23 protein-coding genes, 2 tRNA genes and 5 pseudogenes are annotated in these 22,317 nt (G+C 68.5%); 12 read left to right on the forward strand and 18 right to left on the reverse strand.

Annotation, left to right across the window (positions count from 1 at the left end; genetic code table 11):
* Positions 1 to 2 precede the first annotated feature (2 nt).
* The 4 genes and pseudogenes from ACODNG_RS12300 to ACODNG_RS12315 form a co-directional block, all read right to left on the reverse strand.
* Entirely contained in the window at positions 3 to 650 is a 648-nt protein-coding gene (locus ACODNG_RS12300; RefSeq protein ID WP_434521545.1) for an alpha/beta hydrolase, read from the reverse strand.
* A gap of 35 nt (positions 651 to 685) precedes the next feature.
* Positions 686 to 1,085 (reverse strand): annotated as a pseudogene (locus ACODNG_RS12305) (DUF5778 family protein).
* Between the two features lie 74 nt (positions 1,086 to 1,159).
* Positions 1,160 to 2,083: an A/G-specific adenine glycosylase gene (locus ACODNG_RS12310; protein ID WP_434521546.1), complete on the reverse strand. Its 924-nt coding sequence runs from the start codon at positions 2,081 to 2,083 to the stop codon at positions 1,160 to 1,162.
* A gap of 24 nt (positions 2,084 to 2,107) precedes the next feature.
* Positions 2,108 to 2,810 (reverse strand): annotated as a pseudogene (locus ACODNG_RS12315) (DUF7384 family protein).
* A 206-nt stretch (positions 2,811 to 3,016) separates the two neighbouring features.
* Between ACODNG_RS12315 and dpsA the strand changes: the two are divergent.
* Positions 3,017 to 3,565 (forward strand): DNA starvation/stationary phase protection protein DpsA, encoded by a 549-nt coding sequence (dpsA, locus tag ACODNG_RS12320; protein ID WP_434521547.1) that lies wholly within the window; start codon positions 3,017 to 3,019, stop codon positions 3,563 to 3,565.
* 108 nt (positions 3,566 to 3,673) lie between these two features.
* On the opposite strand, the gene ACODNG_RS12325 is transcribed toward dpsA, so the two are convergent.
* The 4 genes from ACODNG_RS12325 to ACODNG_RS12340 form a co-directional block, all read right to left on the reverse strand.
* Complete coding sequence (locus tag ACODNG_RS12325; RefSeq protein WP_434521548.1) at positions 3,674 to 4,219, reverse strand: DUF1684 domain-containing protein; 546 nt, start codon at positions 4,217 to 4,219, stop codon at positions 3,674 to 3,676.
* A gap of 85 nt (positions 4,220 to 4,304) precedes the next feature.
* Positions 4,305 to 5,006, reverse strand: coding sequence for a helix-turn-helix domain-containing protein (locus ACODNG_RS12330; protein ID WP_434521549.1), 702 nt, complete (start codon positions 5,004 to 5,006; stop codon positions 4,305 to 4,307).
* Positions 5,007 to 5,071: 65 nt separating this feature from the next.
* Positions 5,072 to 5,350, reverse strand: coding sequence for a DUF7521 family protein (locus ACODNG_RS12335; protein WP_434521550.1), 279 nt, complete (start codon positions 5,348 to 5,350; stop codon positions 5,072 to 5,074).
* The gene (locus ACODNG_RS12340) at positions 5,347 to 5,745 is read right to left on the reverse strand and encodes an ArsR/SmtB family transcription factor (RefSeq protein WP_434521551.1); all 399 of its coding nucleotides are present in this window, start codon (positions 5,743 to 5,745) and stop codon (positions 5,347 to 5,349) included. Before ACODNG_RS12340 ends, ACODNG_RS12335 begins: the two co-directional genes overlap by 4 nt.
* A 157-nt stretch (positions 5,746 to 5,902) precedes the next feature.
* Here ACODNG_RS12340 and ACODNG_RS12345 point away from each other — a divergent pair.
* The 3 genes and pseudogenes from ACODNG_RS12345 (at position 5,903) to rnhB (ending at position 8,826) form a co-directional block, all read left to right on the forward strand.
* Positions 5,903 to 7,537, forward strand: a pseudogene (locus ACODNG_RS12345) (potassium channel family protein).
* A 146-nt stretch (positions 7,538 to 7,683) separates the two neighbouring features.
* Positions 7,684 to 8,034: pseudogene (locus ACODNG_RS12350) on the forward strand (30S ribosomal protein S8e); the annotation flags it as partial.
* An 81-nt stretch (positions 8,035 to 8,115) separates the two neighbouring features.
* On the forward strand, positions 8,116 to 8,826 hold the full coding sequence (gene rnhB, locus ACODNG_RS12355; RefSeq protein ID WP_434521552.1) for a ribonuclease HII: 711 nt from the start codon (positions 8,116 to 8,118) through the stop codon (positions 8,824 to 8,826).
* A gap of 35 nt (positions 8,827 to 8,861) precedes the next feature.
* Here the strand turns inward: rnhB and ACODNG_RS12360 are convergent, their stop codons facing one another.
* The 6 genes and pseudogenes from ACODNG_RS12360 to ACODNG_RS12385 form a co-directional block, all read right to left on the reverse strand.
* Entirely contained in the window at positions 8,862 to 9,563 is a 702-nt protein-coding gene (locus ACODNG_RS12360; protein WP_434521553.1) for a TMEM165/GDT1 family protein, read from the reverse strand.
* A complete protein-coding gene (locus ACODNG_RS12365; RefSeq protein ID WP_434521554.1) occupies positions 9,560 to 10,264 on the reverse strand; it encodes a metal-dependent transcriptional regulator in 705 nt (234 codons plus the stop codon). The genes ACODNG_RS12360 and ACODNG_RS12365 overlap by 4 nt, the downstream gene beginning before the upstream one ends.
* A 180-nt stretch (positions 10,265 to 10,444) precedes the next feature.
* On the reverse strand, positions 10,445 to 12,055 hold the full coding sequence (locus ACODNG_RS12370; RefSeq protein WP_434521555.1) for a preprotein translocase subunit SecD: 1,611 nt from the start codon (positions 12,053 to 12,055) through the stop codon (positions 10,445 to 10,447).
* Positions 12,055 to 12,936 (reverse strand): protein translocase subunit SecF, encoded by an 882-nt coding sequence (gene secF, locus ACODNG_RS12375; RefSeq protein WP_434521556.1) that lies wholly within the window; start codon positions 12,934 to 12,936, stop codon positions 12,055 to 12,057. The genes ACODNG_RS12370 and secF overlap by 1 nt, the downstream gene beginning before the upstream one ends.
* 81 nt (positions 12,937 to 13,017) lie before the next feature.
* Positions 13,018 to 13,488, reverse strand: a complete 471-nt coding sequence (locus tag ACODNG_RS12380) for a DUF5812 family protein (RefSeq protein WP_434521557.1) — start codon at positions 13,486 to 13,488, stop codon at positions 13,018 to 13,020.
* 61 nt (positions 13,489 to 13,549) lie between these two features.
* A pseudogene (locus ACODNG_RS12385) lies at positions 13,550 to 14,166 on the reverse strand (hypothetical protein).
* A gap of 79 nt (positions 14,167 to 14,245) precedes the next feature.
* Here ACODNG_RS12385 and ACODNG_RS12390 point away from each other — a divergent pair.
* The gene (locus ACODNG_RS12390; RefSeq protein WP_434521558.1) at positions 14,246 to 14,869 is read left to right on the forward strand and encodes an undecaprenyl diphosphate synthase family protein; all 624 of its coding nucleotides are present in this window, start codon (positions 14,246 to 14,248) and stop codon (positions 14,867 to 14,869) included.
* 30 nt (positions 14,870 to 14,899) lie between these two features.
* On the opposite strand, the gene ACODNG_RS12395 is transcribed toward ACODNG_RS12390, so the two are convergent.
* From ACODNG_RS12395 to ACODNG_RS12405, 3 genes are all read right to left on the reverse strand, one after another.
* Positions 14,900 to 16,066 (reverse strand): inorganic phosphate transporter, encoded by a 1,167-nt coding sequence (locus ACODNG_RS12395; protein WP_434521559.1) that lies wholly within the window; start codon positions 16,064 to 16,066, stop codon positions 14,900 to 14,902.
* A gap of 409 nt (positions 16,067 to 16,475) precedes the next feature.
* A tRNA-Gly gene (locus ACODNG_RS12400) sits at positions 16,476 to 16,546 on the reverse strand.
* Positions 16,547 to 16,637: 91 nt separating this feature from the next.
* Positions 16,638 to 17,342: an enoyl-CoA hydratase/isomerase family protein gene (locus tag ACODNG_RS12405; RefSeq protein WP_434521560.1), complete on the reverse strand. Its 705-nt coding sequence runs from the start codon at positions 17,340 to 17,342 to the stop codon at positions 16,638 to 16,640.
* 59 nt (positions 17,343 to 17,401) lie between these two features.
* Here ACODNG_RS12405 and ACODNG_RS12410 point away from each other — a divergent pair, with 59 nt between their 5' ends.
* From ACODNG_RS12410 to ACODNG_RS12440, 7 genes are all read left to right on the forward strand, one after another.
* Positions 17,402 to 18,064 (forward strand): DUF7114 family protein, encoded by a 663-nt coding sequence (locus tag ACODNG_RS12410; RefSeq protein ID WP_434521561.1) that lies wholly within the window; start codon positions 17,402 to 17,404, stop codon positions 18,062 to 18,064.
* Positions 18,065 to 18,162: 98 nt separating this feature from the next.
* A tRNA-Thr gene (locus ACODNG_RS12415) sits at positions 18,163 to 18,234 on the forward strand.
* Positions 18,235 to 18,457: 223 nt separating this feature from the next.
* Positions 18,458 to 18,736: a ribbon-helix-helix domain-containing protein gene (locus ACODNG_RS12420; RefSeq protein ID WP_424013301.1), complete on the forward strand. Its 279-nt coding sequence runs from the start codon at positions 18,458 to 18,460 to the stop codon at positions 18,734 to 18,736.
* Positions 18,729 to 19,013 (forward strand): type II toxin-antitoxin system RelE family toxin, encoded by a 285-nt coding sequence (locus ACODNG_RS12425; protein ID WP_434521562.1) that lies wholly within the window; start codon positions 18,729 to 18,731, stop codon positions 19,011 to 19,013. Before ACODNG_RS12420 ends, ACODNG_RS12425 begins: the two co-directional genes overlap by 8 nt.
* A 52-nt stretch (positions 19,014 to 19,065) precedes the next feature.
* Positions 19,066 to 19,656 (forward strand): DUF7342 family protein, encoded by a 591-nt coding sequence (locus ACODNG_RS12430; RefSeq protein ID WP_434521563.1) that lies wholly within the window; start codon positions 19,066 to 19,068, stop codon positions 19,654 to 19,656.
* A 3-nt stretch (positions 19,657 to 19,659) separates the two neighbouring features.
* Complete coding sequence (locus tag ACODNG_RS12435) at positions 19,660 to 20,136, forward strand: toxin-antitoxin system TumE family protein (protein ID WP_434521564.1); 477 nt, start codon at positions 19,660 to 19,662, stop codon at positions 20,134 to 20,136.
* Between the two features lie 75 nt (positions 20,137 to 20,211).
* The gene (locus ACODNG_RS12440; protein WP_434521565.1) at positions 20,212 to 21,213 is read left to right on the forward strand and encodes a hypothetical protein; all 1,002 of its coding nucleotides are present in this window, start codon (positions 20,212 to 20,214) and stop codon (positions 21,211 to 21,213) included.
* Between the two features lie 539 nt (positions 21,214 to 21,752).
* Here the strand turns inward: ACODNG_RS12440 and ACODNG_RS12445 are convergent.
* On the reverse strand, positions 21,753 to 22,274 hold the full coding sequence (locus tag ACODNG_RS12445) for a DUF7342 family protein (protein ID WP_434521566.1): 522 nt from the start codon (positions 22,272 to 22,274) through the stop codon (positions 21,753 to 21,755).
* Between the last annotated feature and the right edge of the window lie 43 nt (positions 22,275 to 22,317).

Consider the following 22,317-nt stretch of genomic DNA (forward strand, 5'->3'; position numbering starts at 1 on the left):
CGTCACTCCCCGCTGAGCCGCGCTCCGAGGAACCTCGCGGCCGCCTCGCCAACCTCCCCGCTCCGCCCGACGAAGAAGTGGTCGGACTCGAACGCGACCGTCTCGATCCCCAGTTCCTCCGCGCGCTCGACGACGGGTCTCCAGTCGGCCGTCGAGTCGCGCGTCGCGTACAGGACCCGGACCGGCACGCCGCGCTGGACCACCTCGTCGAGCGCGGCGACCGCGTCAACATCGTCGTTCAGCCGCGCGGTCGGGGCGAGCGCGCAGACGCCAGCGAGTTCGGGCCGCGACGCGGCCGCGACGAGCGCGACCGTGCCGCCGAACGAGAAGCCGAACAGGCCGACGCGGTCGTAGCGGTCGAGCGCCCAGCCGACCGCCGCGTCCGCGTCGGTGGTCTCGCCGTACCCCTCGTCCCAGTCGCCGTAGTCGAACCGGAGGCAGTCGATTCCGCGGTCGGTCAGGGCGTCGCTCACGGCCGCCAGCCGCTCGTCGCCGCGGTGCCCGCGCTGCTGGGGGTGCGGCGGGCAGGCGACGACGACCGTCTCGGCGCGGGGCGGGTCCTCGGAGCCGACCTCGACCCCGTCGCTCGCGGCGGTGTCGAGGGTGGCGCGCACGTCGCGGCCGCCGGGGATCAGGACGGTGTCGCTCACTGGTGTCGGATCTCGAGCCTCGCCGTCGCTCCCGCTCACGGGACCTGCGTCACGCGGTCGACGTTGTCGAGCGCTTCGAGGTCGGCCGCGAGCGCCTCCTGGTCGACGTTCGCCTCGTAGTAGAACACGATGTCGAAGGCGCCGTCCCGCAGCAGCTGCTGGCACTCCCAGACGAACTCCTCGCCGTCGAGCGTGAGTCCTTGGAACTGGTTCGACGAGAAGTTCGTGTCGTCGTTGCCCGCCTCGATGTACGTCTCGCCTTTCCCCGCGTGGTCGGCGATGACCTCGTTGGTGGCGACCGTCAGCTCGTGCGATCTCCAGGTCTTGCTGGCCGTCGAGGTCAGTGTGGACGATACAGCCCACCAGCTCGATGTCGCCCGGCTCAAGCAGGGCCTTCGTGCGGGTGTACAGGTCCGAATCGACGGTCTCGCTCATGCGTCTTCCTTCCAACTCCGGTTACAAACGGGTGACGGTTCCCGCGGCGGACCGACCCCGGAAAGCGCCGCATCTCAGCGGCGAAGCGAGACGACGGCCTCGTCCCCGTCGGTCCCCGTCTCAACCAGCCCGTCGTCGGAGAGATCGTCGACCAGCCCGCGGAGCCACTCCCGGCCGTGTTCGCCGTCGGGCGCGTAGTCGACGCGGATCCGGTGGCCGAGCGCGTCCAGTTCCATCTCGTCGTGCTCGCCGAGGAGGCGGACGATCCGCCCGCGGAACTGCCGGCGGCTCCCCTCGAAGCTCGGCTGCTCGGGCACGTCGGGTGCGGTAAAATCGCCCGTCTGGTAGGCGTGACACCACTCGCGCCACGGGCAGCCCGCCTCGTCGCAGCGGGGCGATTTCCCGCAGGCGACGCCGCCGAGCTCCATGACCGCGTTGTTCCACACCCGCGACTCGCCCGCGGGCATGAGCCGGGAGGCAACCCGCTCGAACGCGTCGTCCTCGTCCGGGACGTCGAACGCGCGGTACAGCACCCGCTTCACGTTGGTGTCGACGACGGCGTCGCCGTTGTTGAACGCGAACGACGCCACCGCGTTGGCGGTGTACGGGCCGACGCCCATCAGGTCGCTCAGGCCCTCGGGATCCTCCGGAAACGACCCGCCGAACTCCGCTTCGACCTGCCCGGCCGCCTCGTGGAGGTACTTCGCGCGGTTGTTGTACCCGAGCGAGTGGTCCGACCAGAAGGCGACCACGTCGGCGCGGTCGGCCGCGGCCAGGTCGGCGGTCGTCGGCCACTCGGCGAGGAAGTCCTCCCACGCGGGCACGACCCGGTCGAGCTGGGTCTGCTGGCTCATCACCTCGCTGACGAGGATCTCGTAGGGGTCGTCGGTGCGGCGCCACGGGAACTCGCGGTGGTCCGCCTCGTACCAGTCGACGAGTGCGTCGCGGACCGCGTCGAGATCGGCCGGGAGCTCGGAGGCGCTCTCCGCGTCGGTCATATCTCCGGTCCGGCCGGCTACGGTTTATCCGTGCTGGTCCCCGTCGGCGCCGACCGCCGCCATCGTCCGCGGGTCGCGGTCGGGACCGGGATACTCGCCGCCGACCGCCTCCGGGTACAGCTTCGCCGGGTCAAACACCGTCGCGAACGCCCGCGGCTCCCGGACGCTCACGGGCAGGCGGTCGCGCAGGCCGGCGGCGGCCCCTGGCCCGGTGAGCGAGGGGTCGAGGCTCACGATCTCCGATCGCGCCGCCCCGGTACGCGGACGCCAGCGCGGGGTGGTCTCCCGGGGGCTGCGCGACCGGCTCGCGCCACGCCTCGATCGCGGCCCGCCAGTCCGCCGCCAGGTCCGGGTCCGACAGCGACGCGATGGCCGCCTCGGCGTCGTCGAGGAGCGGATCGCTGGCGACGAGCGTCGTCCACGCGTGCGACCGGAGGGCGTCGAGGGCGTCGCGGGCGGTCCCGCCGACGAGGAGGTCCGCCGCGAGCGCGTCCGCGTCGGCGACGACCCGGGCCGGACTGGGGTCGAGGGGGTCGGTGACCGCCTCGTCGCCGTCGGCGGAGGCGTCGCTGGCGGCGACGTCGCCGTCGTCCGGGGTCGATCCCGATCGTACATTGTCGTCCGGGGTCGCTCCCGATCGCACGTCGTCGAGCGCGCGTCGCACGTCCACCTCGTCGAGGTCGCCGGCGAGCGCGGCCGCGCGCTCGAACAGGTCGGCGAAGGTCATGTCGGTCGGTCGGTGCCGTGAGCGTATCCTCCTTACGACCGGGAGTTGATCGCGTCCCGCTCACCTCACGGTCTCGGCAGAACGTCGTCTGTGTTGTCGTGGGGCGAAGCCATCAGCAATCTGTAGAAAATGATTTTATTAATCTTGAAAGAGTAGTTTTCAGAGTGGGGACTATTAAGTAGGTCGCGCGCGTATGTATAATTGAAATGAGTACCCACAAGCAGGCCCGTCAACGGTACGGCGACGTTCACGAGAGCGAGGCGCTCCGCGTCCCCGAGGAGAAGGCCGAACAGCTCGTCGACGCGCTCAACAGCGACCTCGCGGCGACGTACGTCCTCTACCACCAGATCAAAAAGCACCACTGGCTCGTCGAGGGCGCCGAGTTCCTCGGTATCCACGAGTACCTCGGCGAGGTCGCGGCCGACCTCGAAGAGGGAGCCGACGTGCTTGCGGAGCGCGCGCAGGCGCTCGGCGGCGTGCCGCTCTCCGGCGGCGCGAACTACGAGGAGCACGCGCCGGTGACCCCCGAGGACGCCGACGCCTACGACATCCGCACGTCGCTGGAACACGACCTCGAGATGTTCGGCGACATCACCGAGCAGCTCCGCGAGCACATCCAGCTCGCCAACAACCTCGGCGACTACAACACCGAGGAACTGCTCCGCGAGATACTCGAAGACGTCGAGGAACACGGCCACCACATCGAGCACTACCTCGAAGACGACACGCTCGTCACGAGCGAGACGCTCGAATAGGCCGACCGCGGCGGGCCGACTCCGAGGCGATTCGCACGCTGACCGCTTTTTCGACTGAACTCCGATCCCAAAGAGCGCCAGCAGCGTCTCCGTCTAACTGGATCCAGATCAGTCGAGGTCGGGCGTCCGCTCGCCGGCGGGAATCACGATCTCCAGCCAGTTCTCCTCGGGCGGCAGCGGACAGGAGAACGTCTCGCTGTACGCGCAGAAGGGGTTGTACGCGAGGTTGAAGTCGACGGTGACGGTGTCGCCGTCGGCGAGGTCTCGCTCGGGCGCAAGTTCCATGTACCGGCCCTGGTGGTACGTCTGCTGCCCGGTCGTCTTGTCGCGGAAGGGGACGAAGACCGCGCCGTCGTCGCCCTCCTGTCGGTACCCCGCGAGCGTGTGCTCCTCGCCGTCGACCTCGAACGCGAAGGTGACGATCCGGAGGTACCGCACCGGGTTGCTCGCGGTCGTCTCCATTTCGACCGGCTCCGGCTCGTCGTGGACGGCGACGGTCGCCTCGACCCGGTAGTCCGGGTCGGGCGGGAAGTAGTCCAGCCCGTCGAACGCGTCGCGGTGTTCCGGCGGGATCGGCAACTGCTGGTGCTCGGCGAAGAACTCGTCTTTCTCCCGGCGGTTCGCGCGGAGCCGCTCGGCGTAATCCTTGCTCATGGACGGTCCGACGGGCGCCCGCGGTTTCAGGCCCGCGGTTCGGTCGCCGGCGGAGCCGCGGCGCGGCGCATCGGTGGCGGCGACCTCACAGCGCCTGGAGGTCCGCGAGGCAGTCGTCGAGGTCGCGGTTCGACCTCGCCAGCGAGAACCCGTCGACGCGGGCGAGGTCGGCGGCGTGGTCCCACAGGTCGCCGTCCTCGATCCCGTGGAGCACGACCGCGTTCGGCGTCGGGCTCACCACCCGCAGCGCGACGAGGGGCGACTCGCCGCGGGTCACGCGCGTGAACACGAGCGCGCGGTTCGTCGACTGGCCGTACAGGCGGTAGAACTCCTCGCTCGACAGCCGCGTGATCGCCTGAATCGAGTCGATCACGGTGTGGCCGTTCACGTGGTCGTGGTCGCCGCGGACGATCTCCGTCGCGCCCATCGCCTCGTAGAACTCCTCTATGGGGACCGCCGTCGAGTACTCGCGGAGGTCGTGGACGATATCGCTGTCGAACCCGGCAGAGAGCACCCGGGCGTGCTGCCGGAGCCGGCCGCCGCCGCGGCGCTCGTCGATGTCGAGCAGTCCCTCGACGGTGCGGCGGACGACCCCGATGCCCGGGCTCTCGCGGCGGCCGCTCTCGTAGTCGGAGACGACCGACGAGGAGACGCCGAGCTGGTCGGCCAGCTCCGTCTGCGAGACATCGAAGTCGGTCCGCCACTTCCGGAGGGTCGCCCCGGGGTCGTCGCTCAGCGTTATCTCGCCGGCGATCCGGCGGGAGAGCTCCTCGCGTGCGTCGCTCATGCCGTGAATCGACGGCCGAGCGCCGCAAAAGGCTACCGTTCGTTGCGCGTCGACGGCGCCGGACCCTACTCCAGGTACAGCGAGTAGACGATGACGGCGAACCCGACCGACGTGAGGAGCCCGTCGATGGCGATGCCGACCGCCAGGTCGGCGCCGATGATCTGGTGGGAGACGCCGCCCAACAGCGCACCGACGGTGACGATGCCGAAGCCGACGCCGAGCTCTCGCAGCGACCGGTCGCCGGTCCGGTCGTACGCGCGGAGCGCGTAGTAGGTGATGCTGCCACCGAGCACCAGGATGGCGGTCTTTGCGACGATGATTGTCAGGTCGATGTACGGGTTCATGTTTCCTCTCGTAGCTCCGACCACAGGTCGGCCAGTCGCTCGTCTCGGGTCCGCTCCGGTCGGGAGAACTCGACGTCGAACTCGCGGCGGTCCGCGTCGCTTTCGGCGCCGTCGTCGACCGAGACGGTGACGGCGTCGAACGACACCGAGTACCGCGTCGTGTGCTGTCCGTCCCGCCGGATGTCGGTCGACTCCGACAGCAGGGAGGCGTCGGTGAGCTTCTCCAGTTTCCGGTAGGTCGTCGACAGGGGAATGTCGCACTCCTCGGAGAGCTCGCTCGCGGTCTTCGGCTCGGTGAGCGCCGCGACGATCCGACGGGCCGCGTCGTCGGCCAGCGCGTCGAGTACCTCGTCGACCGACGGGGGCTCCGGGTCTCGCGACGGGTCCCGCACCATGCGTGACGGTTCGGCCCCCGAAACTTAAACCATCGAACTTCCGTCCGACGAGACTCCGGTCGGTTCCGTCGGCTGTCGAACGCCGACCGGATCGGACCTCCGGACCCGACCCCACGAGTCCGCCCGTTTTTGTACGGCCGCGGCGTAGCGAGCCTCGATGGACACGTGGAAGCGGCGGGTCGTGTTGTACGCGGTCTTTCTCGGCGTCATGCTCACGTTCACCGCCATCGCCTACCGGTGGGGAATGCGCGTGTACGAGAGCGACCCCGGACCCTGATCGAGTCGTTCCAGTTCGCGGTCGAGATGTTCACGACGACCGGCTTCGGCGGCGACTCGTCGTCGTGGCAGAGCCAGCAGATACACGCGTTCGTCGCCGTGATGGACCTGATCGGGATGATGCTGCTCATCGGTGCGCTCCCGGTGGTCGCGACCCCGCTTCTCGAATCCGCGTTCTCGACGACCGTCCCCCGGTCGCTGGAGACGGAGATGGAGGGACACGTCGTGGTCGCGTCCGACACCACGCGCTCCGACGCGCTCCTCGACGAGTTCGAGTCGGAGGACGTTCCGTACGTGGTCGTCGAACCCGACCCCGACCGGGCGCTGGCGCTGTACGAGGCGGGTCACCTGGTGATCCGGGCCGATCCCGAGACGACGGCGGGGCTCGAAAGCGCCCGCCTCGGGTCGGCGCGCGCGCTCGTGACCGACGTCTCCGACCGGGTGGACGCGAGTATCGTCCTCGCCGCGAAGGAGCTCTCGACGGATGTCCGCGCGATAAGCGTCGTCGAGGACTCCACCCGCGAGCGCTACCACCGCCTCGCCGGCGCGGACGAGGTGCTCTCCCCGCGGTCGCTGCTCGGCGAGAGCCTCGCCTCGAAGGTGACGACGGCGGTGCGGACCGACCTCGACGAGGCGGTCGCGGTCGGAGACCTGCGGATCGTGGAGATTTCGGTCCACCACGGGAGCGGCCTCGCCGGGTCGACGCTCGCCGGCAGCCGGATCGGCGAGCGCACCGGGGTCGACGTGATCGGCGCGTGGTTCAACGGGGCGTTCGAGGCGGCGCCGCCGCCGGACGCGACGCTGTCGGCCGGGACCGTCCTCCTCGTCTCTGGAACCGAGACACAGGTGGAGCAGCTCGTCGATCTGACCAACTCGGCGGCCCGGCGGTTCGGCGCGGGCGAGACGGTCGTCGTCGGGTACGGACAGGTCGGAAAAACCGTCGCGAACGCGCTCGAAGCGGCCGGCCTTCCGGTGACCGTCGTCGACCGCGACGACGGCGAGGCGATCGACGTGGTCGGCGACGCGACGGACCCGGAGACGCTGCGGGACGCCGGCGTCGCGGACGCTCGGACCGTCGTCCTCGCGCTTCCCGACGACACGACCGCCGAGTTCGCGACACTCGTGGCCCGGGACCTGGCGCCGAACGTCGAGCTGCTCGCGCGGGTCGAAGACCCCGAGAGCGTGCCGAAGATCGCACCGGGCCGGCGCCGACTACGTCCTCTCCCTCTCGACGGTGACGGGGCGGATGTCCGCCTCGGCCGTGCTCGCCGACCGGGACGTGCTCTCGCTCGACACGCACGTCGAGGTCGTCCGGAGCGAGACGCCGGCCCTGGTCGGCCGGACGATCGGGCAGGCGGCCGTCCGCGAGACGACCGGCTGTACCGTCATCGCGATCGAGCGGGGCGACGAGCTCGTCACGGACGTTGGCCCGGAGACGCGGGTCGAGCGCGGCGACGAGCTCGTCGTCGCCGGCACCGACGAGGGGGTCCGCGCGTTCGAGCGCTCGTTCGCCTGAGCGTCCGTCTTCGCTTTGAGCGCGCGTTCGCCCGGGCCGGCTCGCGGCGCTGGTCCCGCTCGCGCCGCCGTTCCCCGCCGGGACGAGTCGAACACTTCAAGTATTCGCTGGCTGTTCGTATCCGTATGAAAGACCAGGGACGCTCCACGCGCAAGCGGACCGGCGGCCGACTCAAGCACGCCTCGAACAAGAAGCGCCACCAGCTCGGCCGCGAGCCGGCCGAGACGACGGTCGGCGAGACGCGCCTCCAGTACATCGACTCCCGCGGCACGGGGAAGAAGGTCCGCGCGCTCTCGACGAACGTCGCGCAGGTCGCCGACGGCGGCGACGTGGACGAGGTCGAGATCGAAAACGTCGTCGACAACCCCGCGAACGTCAACTACGTCCGCCGGAACATCGTCACGAAGGGCGCTATTATCGAGACGTCCGCCGGCCGCGCCCGCGTCACCTCTCGTCCCGGCCAGACCGGTCAGGTCAACGCGGTCCTGCTCGACTGAGACCGACGCGACGCCCGTCACCCGACGGCTCCGTCGGAGCCTTTCTGAAGGTATTTCCCCTCGCTGCCCCACCACCGACGCGTGTACCTCGGCGTCGACGAAGCCGGCAAGGGACCCGCGCTCGGACCGATGGTCGCGGCGGCGGTGGTCGCCGACCCGGCGAGCCTGCCGGCCGACGTGGACGACTCGAAGCGGATAGCGCCGGCCAGGCGCGAGGAGATGGCGGCGGCCCTCAGGGGCGGCCCGGACGTCGCGGTCGGCGTCGCCCGCGTCGAGCCGGCCGAGATCGACCGACCGGACACCGACATGAACACGCTCACCGTCCGCGGGCAGGCCCGGGCGGTCCGGGCCGCGCTCGCCGACCTCTCCTCCGGGGTCGCCGAACCGGTCCAGGTCGTCGCGGACGCGGGCGACACCAGCGAGGAGCGGTTCGCGCGGCGCCTCCGCGAGTTCGTCGAGGGCGGCGGCGAGAACGAACCCCCAGCGGACGGCGAACCCCTCCCGTCGGTCGACGTGACGGCCGCCCACGGCGCCGACGAGGACGACCCCGTCGTCGGTGCCGCGAGCGTCGTCGCGAAGGCCGCCCGCGACGAGCGGATGACCGCGATCGAGGCGGAGTACGCCGACTACGACGACCTCGGGAGCGGCTATCCGAGCGACCCCGCGACGCGCTCGTTCCTCCGTGAGTACGTCGCCGAGACGGGCGACCTTCCCGACTGCGCTCGCCGGTCGTGGGCGACCTGTGACGACGTTCTCGCGGCCGCAGAGCAGTCCGCGCTCGACGAGTTCTGAACCGGAACGCGGTACAGGACTCGCGGACCGACGCCTCAGAACAACCCGGCGGCGAGACCGCCGACTGCGCCGACGAACGCCTCCCACACCGAGAACCCGGTCGCGATCGCCAGCACGGTGTCCGCGCCGAAGAACGCGAACAGCAGCGCGGAGCCGAGGTGCGCGAGCCGCATGTCCACTCGCCCGGCGAAGGTGTGGAAGAAGTACGCGTTCGCGAGGCTCACCGGAATGATCGCGAGCATCTCGCCGACCCAGATGGCGGAGGTGGCGCCGTACTGGACGGCCAGCCCAATGGTGACGAGCTGGGTCTTGTCGCCGAACTCGCCGGTCGCGGTGAGCGCGAAGATGGGCAGGAAGCCGCCGAACGACCCCGAGTACCGGTCGAGACGCCCCGGTAATGAGAGGTCGTCGAACGCCGCCAGTCCGCCGTCGGTGCGCTCCGCCTCGGGACTCGTTCCCCGGGCCGGCGCGGAGCGGTACAGGAGCACCGCGAAGACGAAGAACAGGGCCGCGGTCACGACGTTGAGCGCGAGCGGCGGGAGCGCCGACTGGAGCGCCTGCCCGAACGCGATCTCGACCGCGGTCCAGCCGGCGAACGCGGACCCGGCGGCGGCGACGACGATCTTCGGGTCGTACTTCGTCGCGAGCCCGGCGATCATCAGCTGGACCTTCTCGCCGGGGAGCACCGCGAGCTGGGCGGCGAACGCGACGGCGACGATCTCGACGTAGCCGGTCATGCGTCACCCGCCTCCTGACCGTCGGTCGCGGTGGCCGAGTCCGTTCCGCGGCGGACGTACACCCGGTCCGCGACCGCCTCCGGCAGGCCGTGTTCGGTCCCGTCGTCCGTCCTGACCGTGACCAGTCCGAAGGACGTAATGTCGACGACTTCGACGGTCGTTCCGGGCGTTATCTCCGCGTCGACGAGGAACTCCAACACGTCGGAGTCGCGGTCGCTGACGCGGGCAACCGTTCCCCGCTCGCCGGGTTCCAACGCCGCGACGAGCGTCGTTCCGGCGTCCTCCGGCGTCGACAAGTCCGCCGGGGGGATCGGGTCGCCGTGCGGGTCGGCGGCGGGGTAATCGAGGAGGCGTTCGACCCGCCGCGTGAACTCCTCGCTGACGTGGTGCTCGAGCGCGTCGGCCTCGTCGTGGACCTCGGTCGGCTCGTAGTCCAACTGCTCGGCGAGGAACGCCTCGATGAGCCGATGTCGGCGCACGACCTCCAGCGCGGCGACCTCGCCGGCGGGCGTGAGTTCGACGCCTTCGTACTTCTCGCGGGAGAGCAGCCCGCGCTCTGCGAGGCTCTCGACCATGCTCGTCACGGTCGCGGGGTTCTTGTCGAGTGCCTCGGCGATCTGTGAGGTCGAGACGGGGGGTCCGGACCGCGACTCGACCCGATGGATCGCTTTGAGGTAGTCCTCGACGGCGTCGGTTGGCATACCTGTTTTAGACTGGTCTAAATTAATAGTTTGTCGGATCCTATTCTATTTCTGGCTAAACTCTAAATCCGGTCCGATCGGGACGACGAACGCAAAAAACGGCGCCGGTTGCGCTGAAAAACTGATCTCCCGTCAGATGGGTTTAAAAAGACGGTCGGCGCCGGGCGACCCGAACGCGACTCACCTGACCGTCAGCAGGCGACGCAGGATGTCGCCGTACGCGGGTCGGGTGATCAACACGCCGATCAGCACGCCGAGGATGGTGAAGATGGCGAACCCGGAGAGGTCGCCGAGCGAGAGCACCATCAGTGGCGACATCGCGATGACCGTCGTGGCCGCGGCCGCGCCGATGACCCAGAAGGCCCGTCGGAACCGCGACCTGAACACCTTCCGGGAGTTCACCTCGCCCTCGCTCATCACCTCGTCGGCGATGATGACGAGGTCGTCGACGCCGGTCCCGACCACCGCGATGAAGCCCGCGATCACCGCGAGCTCCAGCGGGTAGCCGAGCAGCGCCGCGAAGCCGAGCAGGGCGTACACCTCCGCCAGCGCGGTGACGATCATCGGCAGGGCGACCCGCGGATCGCGGTAGCGCAAGAACACCATTCCGGCGACGGCGAGCACCGAGAGCACGCCGATAATCAGCGAGTACGTCCGGAAGTTCTCCCCCTGCGAGGCCGAGATGTACGAGGAGGTCCCCCCGCCGTCGATGTCGAGGTCAGCCGGGAGCGCGCCGGCGCGGAGATTCAGCGAAATCCGCTGCGCTTCGGAGAACTCCCCGGTCGTGAGTCGGAACCGACCGGTCTCCGCCCACGATCCGGATCCCATGTCGCCCGCGAGTCCGGAATCCATCCCGAAGGAGTTGACGACCTCACCGTCGACGACGAGCAGCAGGCACGGGTTCGGCGCCTCTCCTTCCTCGTCCGAGTTCAGCTCACCCGTCTCCGCGTTGTACAGGCACCTGTCTCCCTGGGTCTGGTACTCGTCGGGGAAGCCGCGCTGATCCACGAGGTCTTGGAACGCGTATGCCGGCGACTGCTCGCCCTCCGGCGCGGTGTTCCGAACAGTGACCGGAACGTATGCCCCCGTGCCCTGGTCGTTCTGTGTCGCGGTTCCGATCTCCTCGAAGTCGTCTTGGATCAACACGCCCTCGTCGACGCCGGTGTCGTTCCCGTCGGGATACGCGATGTCGATCTGGACGGTTCCGCGCTCTTCGAGGAGGCTGACCACGTCCTGTCGGTCCTCACCGGGCACCTCGACGAGGATGAAGTACTCGCCGGTGGCCGACTGGACCTGCTGGACGCTCCCGCCCGAGAGACCCGCCTCGTTGATCTTCCCTTGGATGACGTTCATCGTCTCGTCGCGCGTCTGCTGGGTGACGCCCGAGCGGATATCCGCGTACTCGTAGCCGGCGGCGTCCATCGCCGCGCGGAACTGCGATTCGGTCACCGACGGCTCGGTGACCTCCACCGCGCTCTCGTCGGGAACGGCGCCGACGTTCCGCGTCGAGGCGTTGTCCAACTCGGCGGCGACCGCCTCCGCGACCGTGCCCGCCGTGTCTCCGTCGAACGCGACGTCGGTGGCGGTGTATCCCGAAAGCGGTGCGCGGACGCGAGTCCCGCCGGCCAGGTCGAGACCGTACTGGAGGTTCGTGATCCCCTGGGCCTCACTCGCGTTCTCGCCGGACGCCTGCTCCGGGGCGAACGCGCCGCTGAAAAGCGCCACCGACGCCCCGAGAACGACGGCGACGAGCAGCAGGATCCGCCAGTTCTCCTTGATCGGTTCGAGCATTAGCGGTTCACCCCCTCGAACTTGTACCAGCGAAGCAGTGAGACGTTCAACAGATACGTGTTCATCAGGTCGGCACACAGCCCCACCGAGAGGATGATCCCGATGTCACGGAGCAGCCCGATCCCGAACAGCGAGGCGACGATCGCCATCACGACCATCGCCGCGATGGAGGTAAGCGTCATCGTCACCCCGGTCCGCATCGCGCGGCTGACCGACTCGTAGAACTCGCCGGTGCGGCGCAGCACCGAGTCGTTCAACAGGATGTCCGAGTCGACGCTGTACCCGATGATCATCAGTAGCGCCGCGATCGTCCCCAGCGTCATCTGGATGCCGAGGAGATTCATCGCCGCGATCGGTATCACCAGGTCGGAGAACGCGGACGCGACGACCGCCAGCGAGGGAACGAACGTCCGGAACAGCGCGAACACGAGCACGCTCATCCCGAGGAACGCGAGCGCCACGCCGAAGAGGGCGGTCCGCGCGGTGTCGCTCGCGAAGCTCGCCGACACCTGGTCGACCGCGGTCGTTGTCAATCCCGCCGAATCCGCCTGATTTTGGAGGTCGTCAGCGAACCCCTCGCGCCCGTCGTCGGGCGCCTGGAACGTGACGACGACGACGTCGTCGTTGGGGATCGTCTGGACCGTATCGGGCTCGCGGTCGAAGGCCGTCTGAATCTGCTGTTCGACGTCGTCCCCGTCGTCCGCGATTCGCAGCTCGACGCCGCCGGTGAACTCCAGTCCGAGATTCGCCGGCGCACCGGTGGCGACGAACCACCCGCCGAGGATCGCCAGCGCGAGGACCAGAAACGCGAGCGGAACCGCCGCAAGCTGCCGGTTCGAGTAGTCGGTGTAGTTGACTTCCGGCACCTCGATCGATACCATAAATACCGCTTCCTCCGCGGGCGCGAATAAGCCTTCTTATCTGGTGAGCCGTCGGCGCGGACGGCGCTCCGAACGCCCGCGCTACGGGAGGTATCGAACCGCGACGACTCCCGGCTCCGACCGGACCTCGACGCGGTTCACGCCGAGGCGGGCCGCTCGCGAAAGGGTCCCCTCGCGGTCGTCGATCACGTCGGCCACCGCGTCGTCCGTCTCGGACTCCGGCGGCGTCAACACGTGGATCTCGCCGACGCCCGCGCGTTCTTCTCGGGCCAGCTCTCCGGTCGGCGTCTCCGCGGCGAGTTCGCGTTCGTGGACCGTCGGCGGCTCCGGACTCTCTTCGATCGACAGCGAGCGACGCTCTTCGACCTCGATCACCTGATAGGTGACCTCCATCGGCGGGTCGGGGGCGACGGTCGCCTCGACGGCGTCGTCGACGTCGAGTCCGGGGTTCGAGCTCAGCGTGTGGACCTGTCCGTCGTGAACGTCTTTCAGCACGGCCGAGTCGCTCTCGACGTGCGTGACGAGGAACGTGCCCTCCTTCTCGTCGGTCATTGTGTCCGGGTAGTTGCTCGGGCGACTTCCGGCTTTCGAGCCGCGGACGGCGGCGTTCCGCTCACGTCGACTCGCGGGAGTCGGCCGTCGCGTCGGCGTCGGTCGTCGTGTCGGCGTCGGTCGTCGTGTCGGCGTCGGTCGTCGTGTCGGCGTCGGTCGTCGCGTTATCGTCTGCCCCGCCGCGGAGCCGGAAGTGCGTCGCGAAGACGGCGAGCGCGGCCGCGACGGGCGGGACGATCCCCGCGGGCTGTGGCAGCGCGTACAGCGCGTTCACCACCGCGGAGCCGCTCGGATCGCGGAGTCCTTCGGGCGCCGAGATGACGATTCCGAGGTACAGCGAGACGAGGAACAGGAAGCCGACGACGCCCATCCACCGGTCGTACGTGGCCGCGACCGGGTCGCCGCGGCGGTGGCGACGGGCGACGAACAGGATCGGTGCGAGCAGCGGGCCGACGGCGCCGAGACCGGCGACCACGAACAGCGACCGCGAGAAGAGGAACGTCCCCCCTGCGCCGAGACCGTCTCGCCCATCCAGACGACGAGTCCGAGGGTGACGACGAGCGCGACGAACCCGGCGGTCAACGCCCCGAGCGCGGCGTACGCGCGCATCGTCCACGACTCGGTCGCGCGGAACGCGTAGGGGATCGCACCGAACACCCCGCGGTAGCTGTCTGCCATCGACTCCGGTAGGTGCGTCGGCGAATTAAATCCCTCGTCGGCGGGAAGCCATTTATACGCGCGACCGGATCCCTGTGACGTGGGTCTCTACGACGCGTACCTCGCGACGCGCTACCGCCTCCACGACGCCGAGCCGCCGGCGCACGTCGCGCTCGTTCTCACCGAACGCGACCTCCTCGCCGACGGGGCGTTCGACACGTTGGCATCGGCGATCGGCTGGGCGTTCGAGTACGGTGCCGAGCGCGTCACCGTCTCCGTCTCCGTTCTCGACCGGGCGGTCGCCCCGACGCTGATCCGAGAGCTACGTCGGCTCGACGCCCCCGCGGAGACCGTGGTCCGCGGCCCGGACGCCGACGAGTCTCCGGACACGAGTACGGACGACGCGCCGGTCCGGATCCTGGTCGGTCTCGGCGGGAAAGCGGAGTTCGCCGGCGCGGTTCGCGAACTGGCAAGCGACGTCGCGGACGGCGAGATACCGCCCGACGCCATCGACGAGGCCGATGTCGCGGACCGCCTGCTGTTCCCCGAGGAACCCGACCTCGTGATCAAGACCGGCGCCGAGCGGCTCTCCGACTTCGCCATCTGGCAGTCGGTGTACGCGGAGCTGTACTTCACCGACGTGAACTGGCGCGACTTCCGCAGACGGGAGTACCTTCGCGCGGTCTTGGACTTCCAGGACCGCCAGCGGCGGTTCGGTCGGTGATCGGTTCCGGTCGGGACCTCCGAGACCGGTCTACCAGACGAAGGTGAAGAGCACGGTGAACGTCACCAGCGCCCCCACCGTCGAGAGGATCGGCACGACGTTCTGCATCAGCACGACGCGTGCGCTCGTTCCCGGATTGAACAGGTCCGACGCCGAGGGAATGTCGCTCGCGTCGCCCTCCCCGATCGGCGGCATCTCGTCGGCCGTCAGCGCGCCGACGGAGACCGTCGGCTCCTTCTCGCCTTTGATCCCCTCTCGCACCGTCACCGTGCGGGTCGCGCGCCCCCAGCCGAGACCGACGATCGACATCGTCGCGATGATCACGAACGAGGCGGGGATCCCGACCGCCGAGAGGCTGATGACGATCCCGGAGGAGACGACCGCGACGACGATGGCGGCCGTCAGCGGGAGGTCGGTGATGTCGTTGCCGAGCGTGTCGAGCGTCCGGCGCGCGATGGTGAACGCGCCCACCGCGACCGCGGCGCTGCCGAGGAGGATCATCGGCGTCATCTCCACGGAGTCGAGCGCGACGAGCGGCGCGATGGCGTTCGCGATGTTCGACGTGCCCGAGGAGAACGCCATCAGGCAGCCGATGGCGATGACGACGATCCCGCCCGTCAGCTCTCGCCGCGTCGTGTTCGGTCCGAGGACCGGCTTCGGGATCAGCCCCGAGCGGTCGAACTCGAACAGCGCGCCCTCGGTGCTCTCGATCGCCACCCAGCGGTCGATCGCGGAGTAGAAGTAGCGCCCGACGACGCCCGACACCCAGAACCCGATGATCGGCGCGACGAGCCACCAGATCGCGATCTCGCCCATCACGGCCCAGTCGAGGGTGTTCGTCGCGATCCCCAGCCCGGCAATGGAGCCGACCGCCGTCATCGACGTCGACGCCGGGACGCCGGCGAAGTTGCCGACGAACAGCGCGCCGCCGATAAAGAAGAGGACGATGATGCTCGTCTCCAGCGTGAACACGTTCGTGCCGGTGACGAGGTCCTCGCCCAGCGTCGTGACCACGCGCTGGCCCAGCGTCCCCGCGCCGATGAAGAAGAACACCGACATCAGCGCCGCAGCGCCTGATTTCGACAGCACGTCTGCGCCGACCGCCGGTCCGAACGCCGGTCCCGTCGTCGCCCCGCCGATGTTGTATCCGACGAACGCCGCCACCGCGACCCCGACGAAAAGAAGAATCTCTACCATATACGCGAACAGAGTACGCACGCGCTGTTAAACGGACGGGGTCCGTCCGCGTCGGCTCCGCCCGTCGGACGCTCGCAGAGTGGTTACGAGGGAGACAGCCGCGAATGCGCACGGTATTTAAATAACGATGGGAACCAGCGTGTTATTTATAAATGAACGAGGCTGGGGAGGCGTGAGGCACGGTTGCGGTGCTGTGCGGGGTGCGACTCAAAGGGGCAGCCGTGAGGCCGCCGTAGGCAACGTAAGCACCGCAGGGAGCGAGTGAAACGAGCGACCGAGGAGCGAAGCGAGCGTGCGCCCGCCTCCCGGCTGGGGCTTTGGAGGTGTACTCGGACGATCTGCCGCCAGTTTATAAATAACTGATAGCGTTCAAATCTCGCGGAGATCTCTCTCACTACGTTCAAGAAGATGGACCGGCCGAGATTTGAACTCGGGTTGCAACCATGGCAAGGTTGCGTGATACCACTACACTACCGGTGCGTGCTTCGCATCTTGGAGTTGGTCGGAGACTCACTTAAGTCTGTCACATCGGGACGGCGCGGCGGTGCGGTCGCCACAGACCCCCCGCCGCTCACTCTCTCCGTCGCGCGATCTCCGCGGCGTGCGCGTCGTGAAGGTCGGCGAACGCCGTCGCCTCCGCGTTCTCTTGTGTCTCCTCGTCTCGCCGGTCCCGTATCCGGCGCTTGATCGCCGCGAGCGCGTCCGACTCGCCCGCCGCGATCTCGTCGGCCACCGCGCGGAGGTCGTCGACGACGCGGGAGACGAGTCCGGTCCGCAGCGCGGCCTCGGCGTCGAGGACACGCCCCGAGAGCGCGAAATCGAGCGCGTCGCCCTCTCCCATGATCCGCGGGAGCCTGACCGTCCCGCCCCACGCGCCGAACAGCCCGAGCGAGACGCCGGGTTCGCCGAGCGTCGCCCGCGGGGTCGCGACGCGGACGTCCGCCGCCAGCGCCAGTTCGACACCGCCGCCGCGGGCCGCCCCGTCGACGCCGCAGACGACGACCGACGGCGACTCCTCGATCGCGGCGGCCGCGCGCTGGCCGCGCCGTGCGAACGCCTCCGGGTCGTCGAGGGCGGCGACCGCGTCGAGGTCGGCGCCCGCACAGAAGGCGTCGCCGGCGCCCCGGAGGTACGTCACCGGCCGGCGGTCGTCGCCCTCCGGCTCTTCGAACGCCTCGCGCAGGGCGGTCAGGTCCGCCGGTCGGAGCGCGTTGCGCGCCTCGGGGCGGTCGAGCGTGACGACGCGCACGTCGCCGTCGGTTTGGGTTCGGATCACGAGACGGCATCCCGTTCGTTTCCAAAGGTCTTTGCCCTTCGCTCGTCTATCGAACGACAATGGACGATGCCGCGCGAGCGCGTGACGCCGCGCGAGAGGCGCTCGCGGACGTGGAACCCGAACAGCTCCGCGAGGCCCTCGACTCCCGACTCGTCGACGCCGCGGTGACCCCCGGCGTGCTGGCGCTGGTCACCGCTCGCGCGTTGAAACCGGAGGTCGACCTCGACGGCGTGGCCGACCGCGCCGCGGGCGTACAGCTCATCTACGAGGGGTTACGGCTCACTCGCACAGTGGCCCGTGAGGAGCCGTGGGTGACGGCGCCGACCGCCGCAGACATCGACGCGGACATGGACGTCCTCGCCGCCGACGTGCTCGTCTCGCGGGGGTTCTCGCTACTCGCGTGTACCGACGCCGCCCGCCCCGCGGTCGACGTGGTGCGCGCGTTCGGCCGGGACCAGACCCTGCGTGACCGGGAGGACGCGGACGCCGAGACGGCGGCCGGACTCGACCGCAACCTGGAGGTGGACGCCCTCGAACTCGCGGTCGTCGCCGGCACCACTGCCGTCGGCGGCGACCCGCCCGAGGAGCTGCTCGCGTACGCCCGCGACCTCGCCGCCGACTGCGACGGCGAGTTCCCGCCCGCGGGCCGCGCGCTGCCGGAGGCGACCGCCGACCGCATCGCGGACATCTCCGACCGGGCTGTCAGCGCGACGGACAGCTAATCGGTGCGGTGACGGCAGACAGCACTCCCCGGATTCCCCGACGCCGCGCCCGCGAATCGAAACCCATAAAGTCGAATCCGGTCAACGACAGTTTGCGTGCCTGGGTAGCTTAGCGGTAAAGCGCGTCCTTGGTAAGGACGAGACCCCGAGTTCAAATCTCGGCCTAGGCTTTCTCGGCGTTCGCTTTCCTTGCGCTTCCCGTCGTTCGACTCATTTTACCGAGACTCGTCTCCGAGGCGGTTCCCCCGCCCCATAGAGTACCCCTTGCCGTCCCGCGACGTGTCCTCCTTTTCGAACACACAGCATTCCGCGATGTGACTCTCCACGATGGCGACGTAGGGTGGTGTGATCCCGCCGAAACGACTATCGGTAAGACCAGCGTATTACGTCTATATGTCTGAAGCGACCACAAACGACGACGGCGGCGACGACATCGCCACGGTGAACTTCAAACTCACCGAGTCGTTCCTCGAACAGATAGACGACACGTGGCAGGGGCGCGGGTTCAACAGTCGGAGCGAGTTCATCCGGTACACGCTTCGAGACGCCGTCGAGTTCCCGACGTTCGACCGCGACGAACTCGTCGCCCTGCTCGAAGCCGAGGAAGACATCCGCGAGGGTCGGACGACGAGCGCCGAGGAGGCCCGCGAGCGGTTCGGCACGGATGAGTGAGGACGGGTGGACGTGGGAACTCTCCGCGACGGCCGAAGACGACCTCGACGGACTCCCTCCTGCCAATCAAAAACAAATCCTCGACAAACTCGACGAGATCGTCGAATCGCCGTGGCGCGACCCGCCCGACTACGGTGAACCGCTCCAGAACAGTCCGTACAAGAAGATACGTGTCGGGGAGTTCCGGCTCTCGGTGAGCTTCCGGCAGAACGACGAGCGGCTCGTCGTCGCCCGTATCAAGCGTCGGGGCGGCGCGTACACCGCTGACGACGATTAAGTAATATGTGTCTCTCCGAACTACTATATTCCTTCGTATCCCATGTGATCGTATGGATGACGGAAGCCCACCGGAGGAGTTCGCGGACGTCAACGAAGCGGTCGGCGCCGAGTGGGAGGCCGAAACGACGCCGTACGAACGCGTCCGGCGCGTCATCGAGCACGCGTACGACCCCATCTCGGCCGATACGGTCGCGGAGGAGGCGCGAACCGCGCCGAAGACCGCCCGCAAACACCTGAACGCGCTCGCAACGGAGGGGTTCGTCGAGACGGAGAACGGCGACCACGGCGGGACGCTGTACCGGCGCTCGCCGGAGTCGCTGGTCGTCGAACAGGCCGCGGAGATCCTCGAACGCGTCTCTACCGACGACCTCGTCGCTCGGATACGTGAGATGCGGACGCAGCTCGGCGAGTTCCAGTCGGAGTACGGCGTCGAATCTCCGGAGGAACTGACCGTCGACCAGACGAACCACGCGCTCGCGGCGTCCGAGTCCGAGTCGGACGACCCCGACCCGGAGACGATCCGCGAGTGGAAGACGCTCCGGCGGAACCTCGCGTTCGCGAACGCGGCCCTCTCGATTGGCAACGCGGAGCGGTTCGTCGACGACGACCGCAGCCCCGGCGACGACGGCGTCCCCGTATAATTCATGCCGGACCCACAGGCCGAGCGCCACGCCCTCCGGGGGGCGACCGACCGCCCGGCGCTGCTCGCGATCCGCGACACCGTCGAGGGGATGGAGCCGCTCGCGACGGCCCGCCTCGACGACTACCTCAATCCGTCCGTGCTCGAAGTCGAACTCGCCGACGGACTCCGCGACGCCGACGAGGCCCGGATCGACGTCACGTGGACGACCCGAGGCGATTACAAGTTCCACTACACGGACGCCGCGGGCGTAGACCTCCGCTGGGGAAACCACCCCCACGGCGGCGACTACGTTCACGCCACCGGGCCGGAACACTACCATCCGCCCCCGGACGCGAGTTCGGACCCCGACGAGGTCGAGGCGTCCTGTATCACGCAGTCTCCCGAGGAGATGGTCACCCGCGCCGTTCTCAAACTGTGGCGGGTCGCCTACCACGCGGACTCGTACGCGCCGCTTAACGCCGTGAGCAATCCTCCCTGAACCGGTCCTGGTTGGCGATCGACTCTCTCCGCGGTAGGCGCTTTTTTATCCCTCACTCTCCGACTGACAGGCTACATGGGCAAACACGAGCGCGGCTGGGTCGAGGCCACGGAGAAGCTGACGGCGCAGCTCGCGAACGGCGCGGCAGCCGACCCCGACCTCGAAGAGCAGGGTCGACCCGACCTCGCCGAAGCCCTCGCCGAACGGATCGAGGCCGACTTCCCGGACCGGACCGCGGTGCGCCACGCCGGCAACTCCTACGACTCGCTCGGCGACCTCATCGTTGAGGCCGCCGGCGGGGAGACGTTCCTCGAAGCCAAGTTTGTCGCCAGCGGCGGCACGCGGGCGAACCTCGGACAGGACACCCTCACCGAGTTCGAACTCTTCGAGGGCGCCACCGCGTGGAGCGACTTCCGCGAGGAGATCGGATTCCCGGAGGACCGCGAGGCGCTCCTCCGGCAGTTCGACGACTACCCGGACGACGTCCGCGACTGGTCGTACAAGTCGGCGGTGTACGACCGCGCGAAACACCTCAAGAACGTCCTCGACGTGTCGCGGGGGCAGAACACGGGGTCGCGGGCGGACGAGGTCCTCGCCGACCCGGACGCGACGGAAACGGAGCGGGAGGCGGCCCGGATCGTCAACGAGATCCTCGAACTCGACAGGGAGGAGAAGTTGGCGTACTTCGATCACCTCCGGGCCGCCGAGCAGAACCCGCGCAACGTCGAGACGTTCGCGCACCTGATCGTCTGCGGCTACCACACCGCCGACGCGCTCGAAGCGCACTTCGACGAGGACCTCGACGATATCAAGCGGCTGCTCGAAACCGACTCCTACCGGCTGTACGAGGTGAACAAAAACAGCGGGACGGTGACCGTCGAGAACCCCGCAGAGCTGCTCGCCGGCTTCGAGTGGGAGGACACGCGCGTCGAGATCCCGGAGGACGGTACCTCCGTGAGCGTGGTGACGGGGCCGCCCGGCAATCGGCGACGCGTCCTCAACATCGCCTACAACTGGAAGAACAAGTTCCAGGGGATCCAGACGCCGTCGATGAACGTCTTCGTCCCGGAGGCGTAGGTCGCCGGGGCGGGGCCGGGCGTAGCGGAGGACGGATCCGGTTGCGAGCGGTATCACCCGGGTTGAGTCGGTCCCGTACGAACCCCCTACCGGACGTTCACTCCGGCTCGAGTCGTTCGGAGAGGGAGGTCATGATCTCCCAGACGAGCCGCGTTGGGCTTTTAGAAGGGAACGTGAACGGCTCGTACGAATATTCCGCCTTCTCGCCCGTCCGCTCCTGAAAGTGCCCCACTCGTCGACGTGTGGGTTCGGCTCGTGATGCCACCCGAAATCGACTCGCTCGTCGCTGTAGTGAAATGAAAACTCCGGGCGGTCGTCGGGCGTCTCTCCGGTAAACCACCGCACCGTGAGCGTTCCCCCATCACGCTCGATCTCCCACCGTCCGGCCGCTATCTCTGCGACAACTTGCGTAAACTCACCTGCCGGGAACCCTCGAACCTCCGTGACCACCGGATGCCGCTCGAGTTCCTGCTGGATACCGCGAAGGACCCGATGGGAAGCCGCTGCCGGGTCGTACGATCCTCCACTACCTCTCATAGTCAGGCCGACGCTCGGTAGTCTCGGTCGTACTCCGCGTAGTTCTCGATGGCGTCCTCGACGATGGACAGGCGATACGAGACGAGTTCCCAATCACTCGCCGTCGTTTTGACTGCTCTCGTCTGCGCGGCAGTCCCCGTCTCCGCGGCACGGGCACGGAGTTCGGAGGGTGAGTCGACCCCGTACTCGTCGCTCCATCCCTCGATCTCCGACTGTAGCTCCGACTTCAATTCGATCAGGTCGTCGCGATCGTTCTGTTCCAGCAATTCCCGAAGTGTCTGTAGCCGGGTGTGGAGTGGGTCGGCGGAGTAGTGGGTCGTCCCCTCTCGCTCGCTCGTTATCAGGACGTTCAGATCCACGAGTCGCTCCAAGTGTTTCCGTGCGGTGTTCTCAGCCACGTACGCTTCGTTCGCGATGTACGACGCCGTCTGCGGTTCTGAAAGGGCGCTGGCGACTGACTGAACCCTGTCGAATGCGCTCGCGTTTTCTTTCCACGCTTCAACCGCGGGGCTGACTTCGCTCATACTCTACCTACCGGATGGTGAGCAATAAATCTATTTCTACCTC

Origin of the sequence: Halorubrum sp. AS12, from assembly GCF_051122765.1 — an archaeon.
GTDB lineage: Archaea > Halobacteriota > Halobacteria > Halobacteriales > Haloferacaceae > Halorubrum > Halorubrum trapanicum.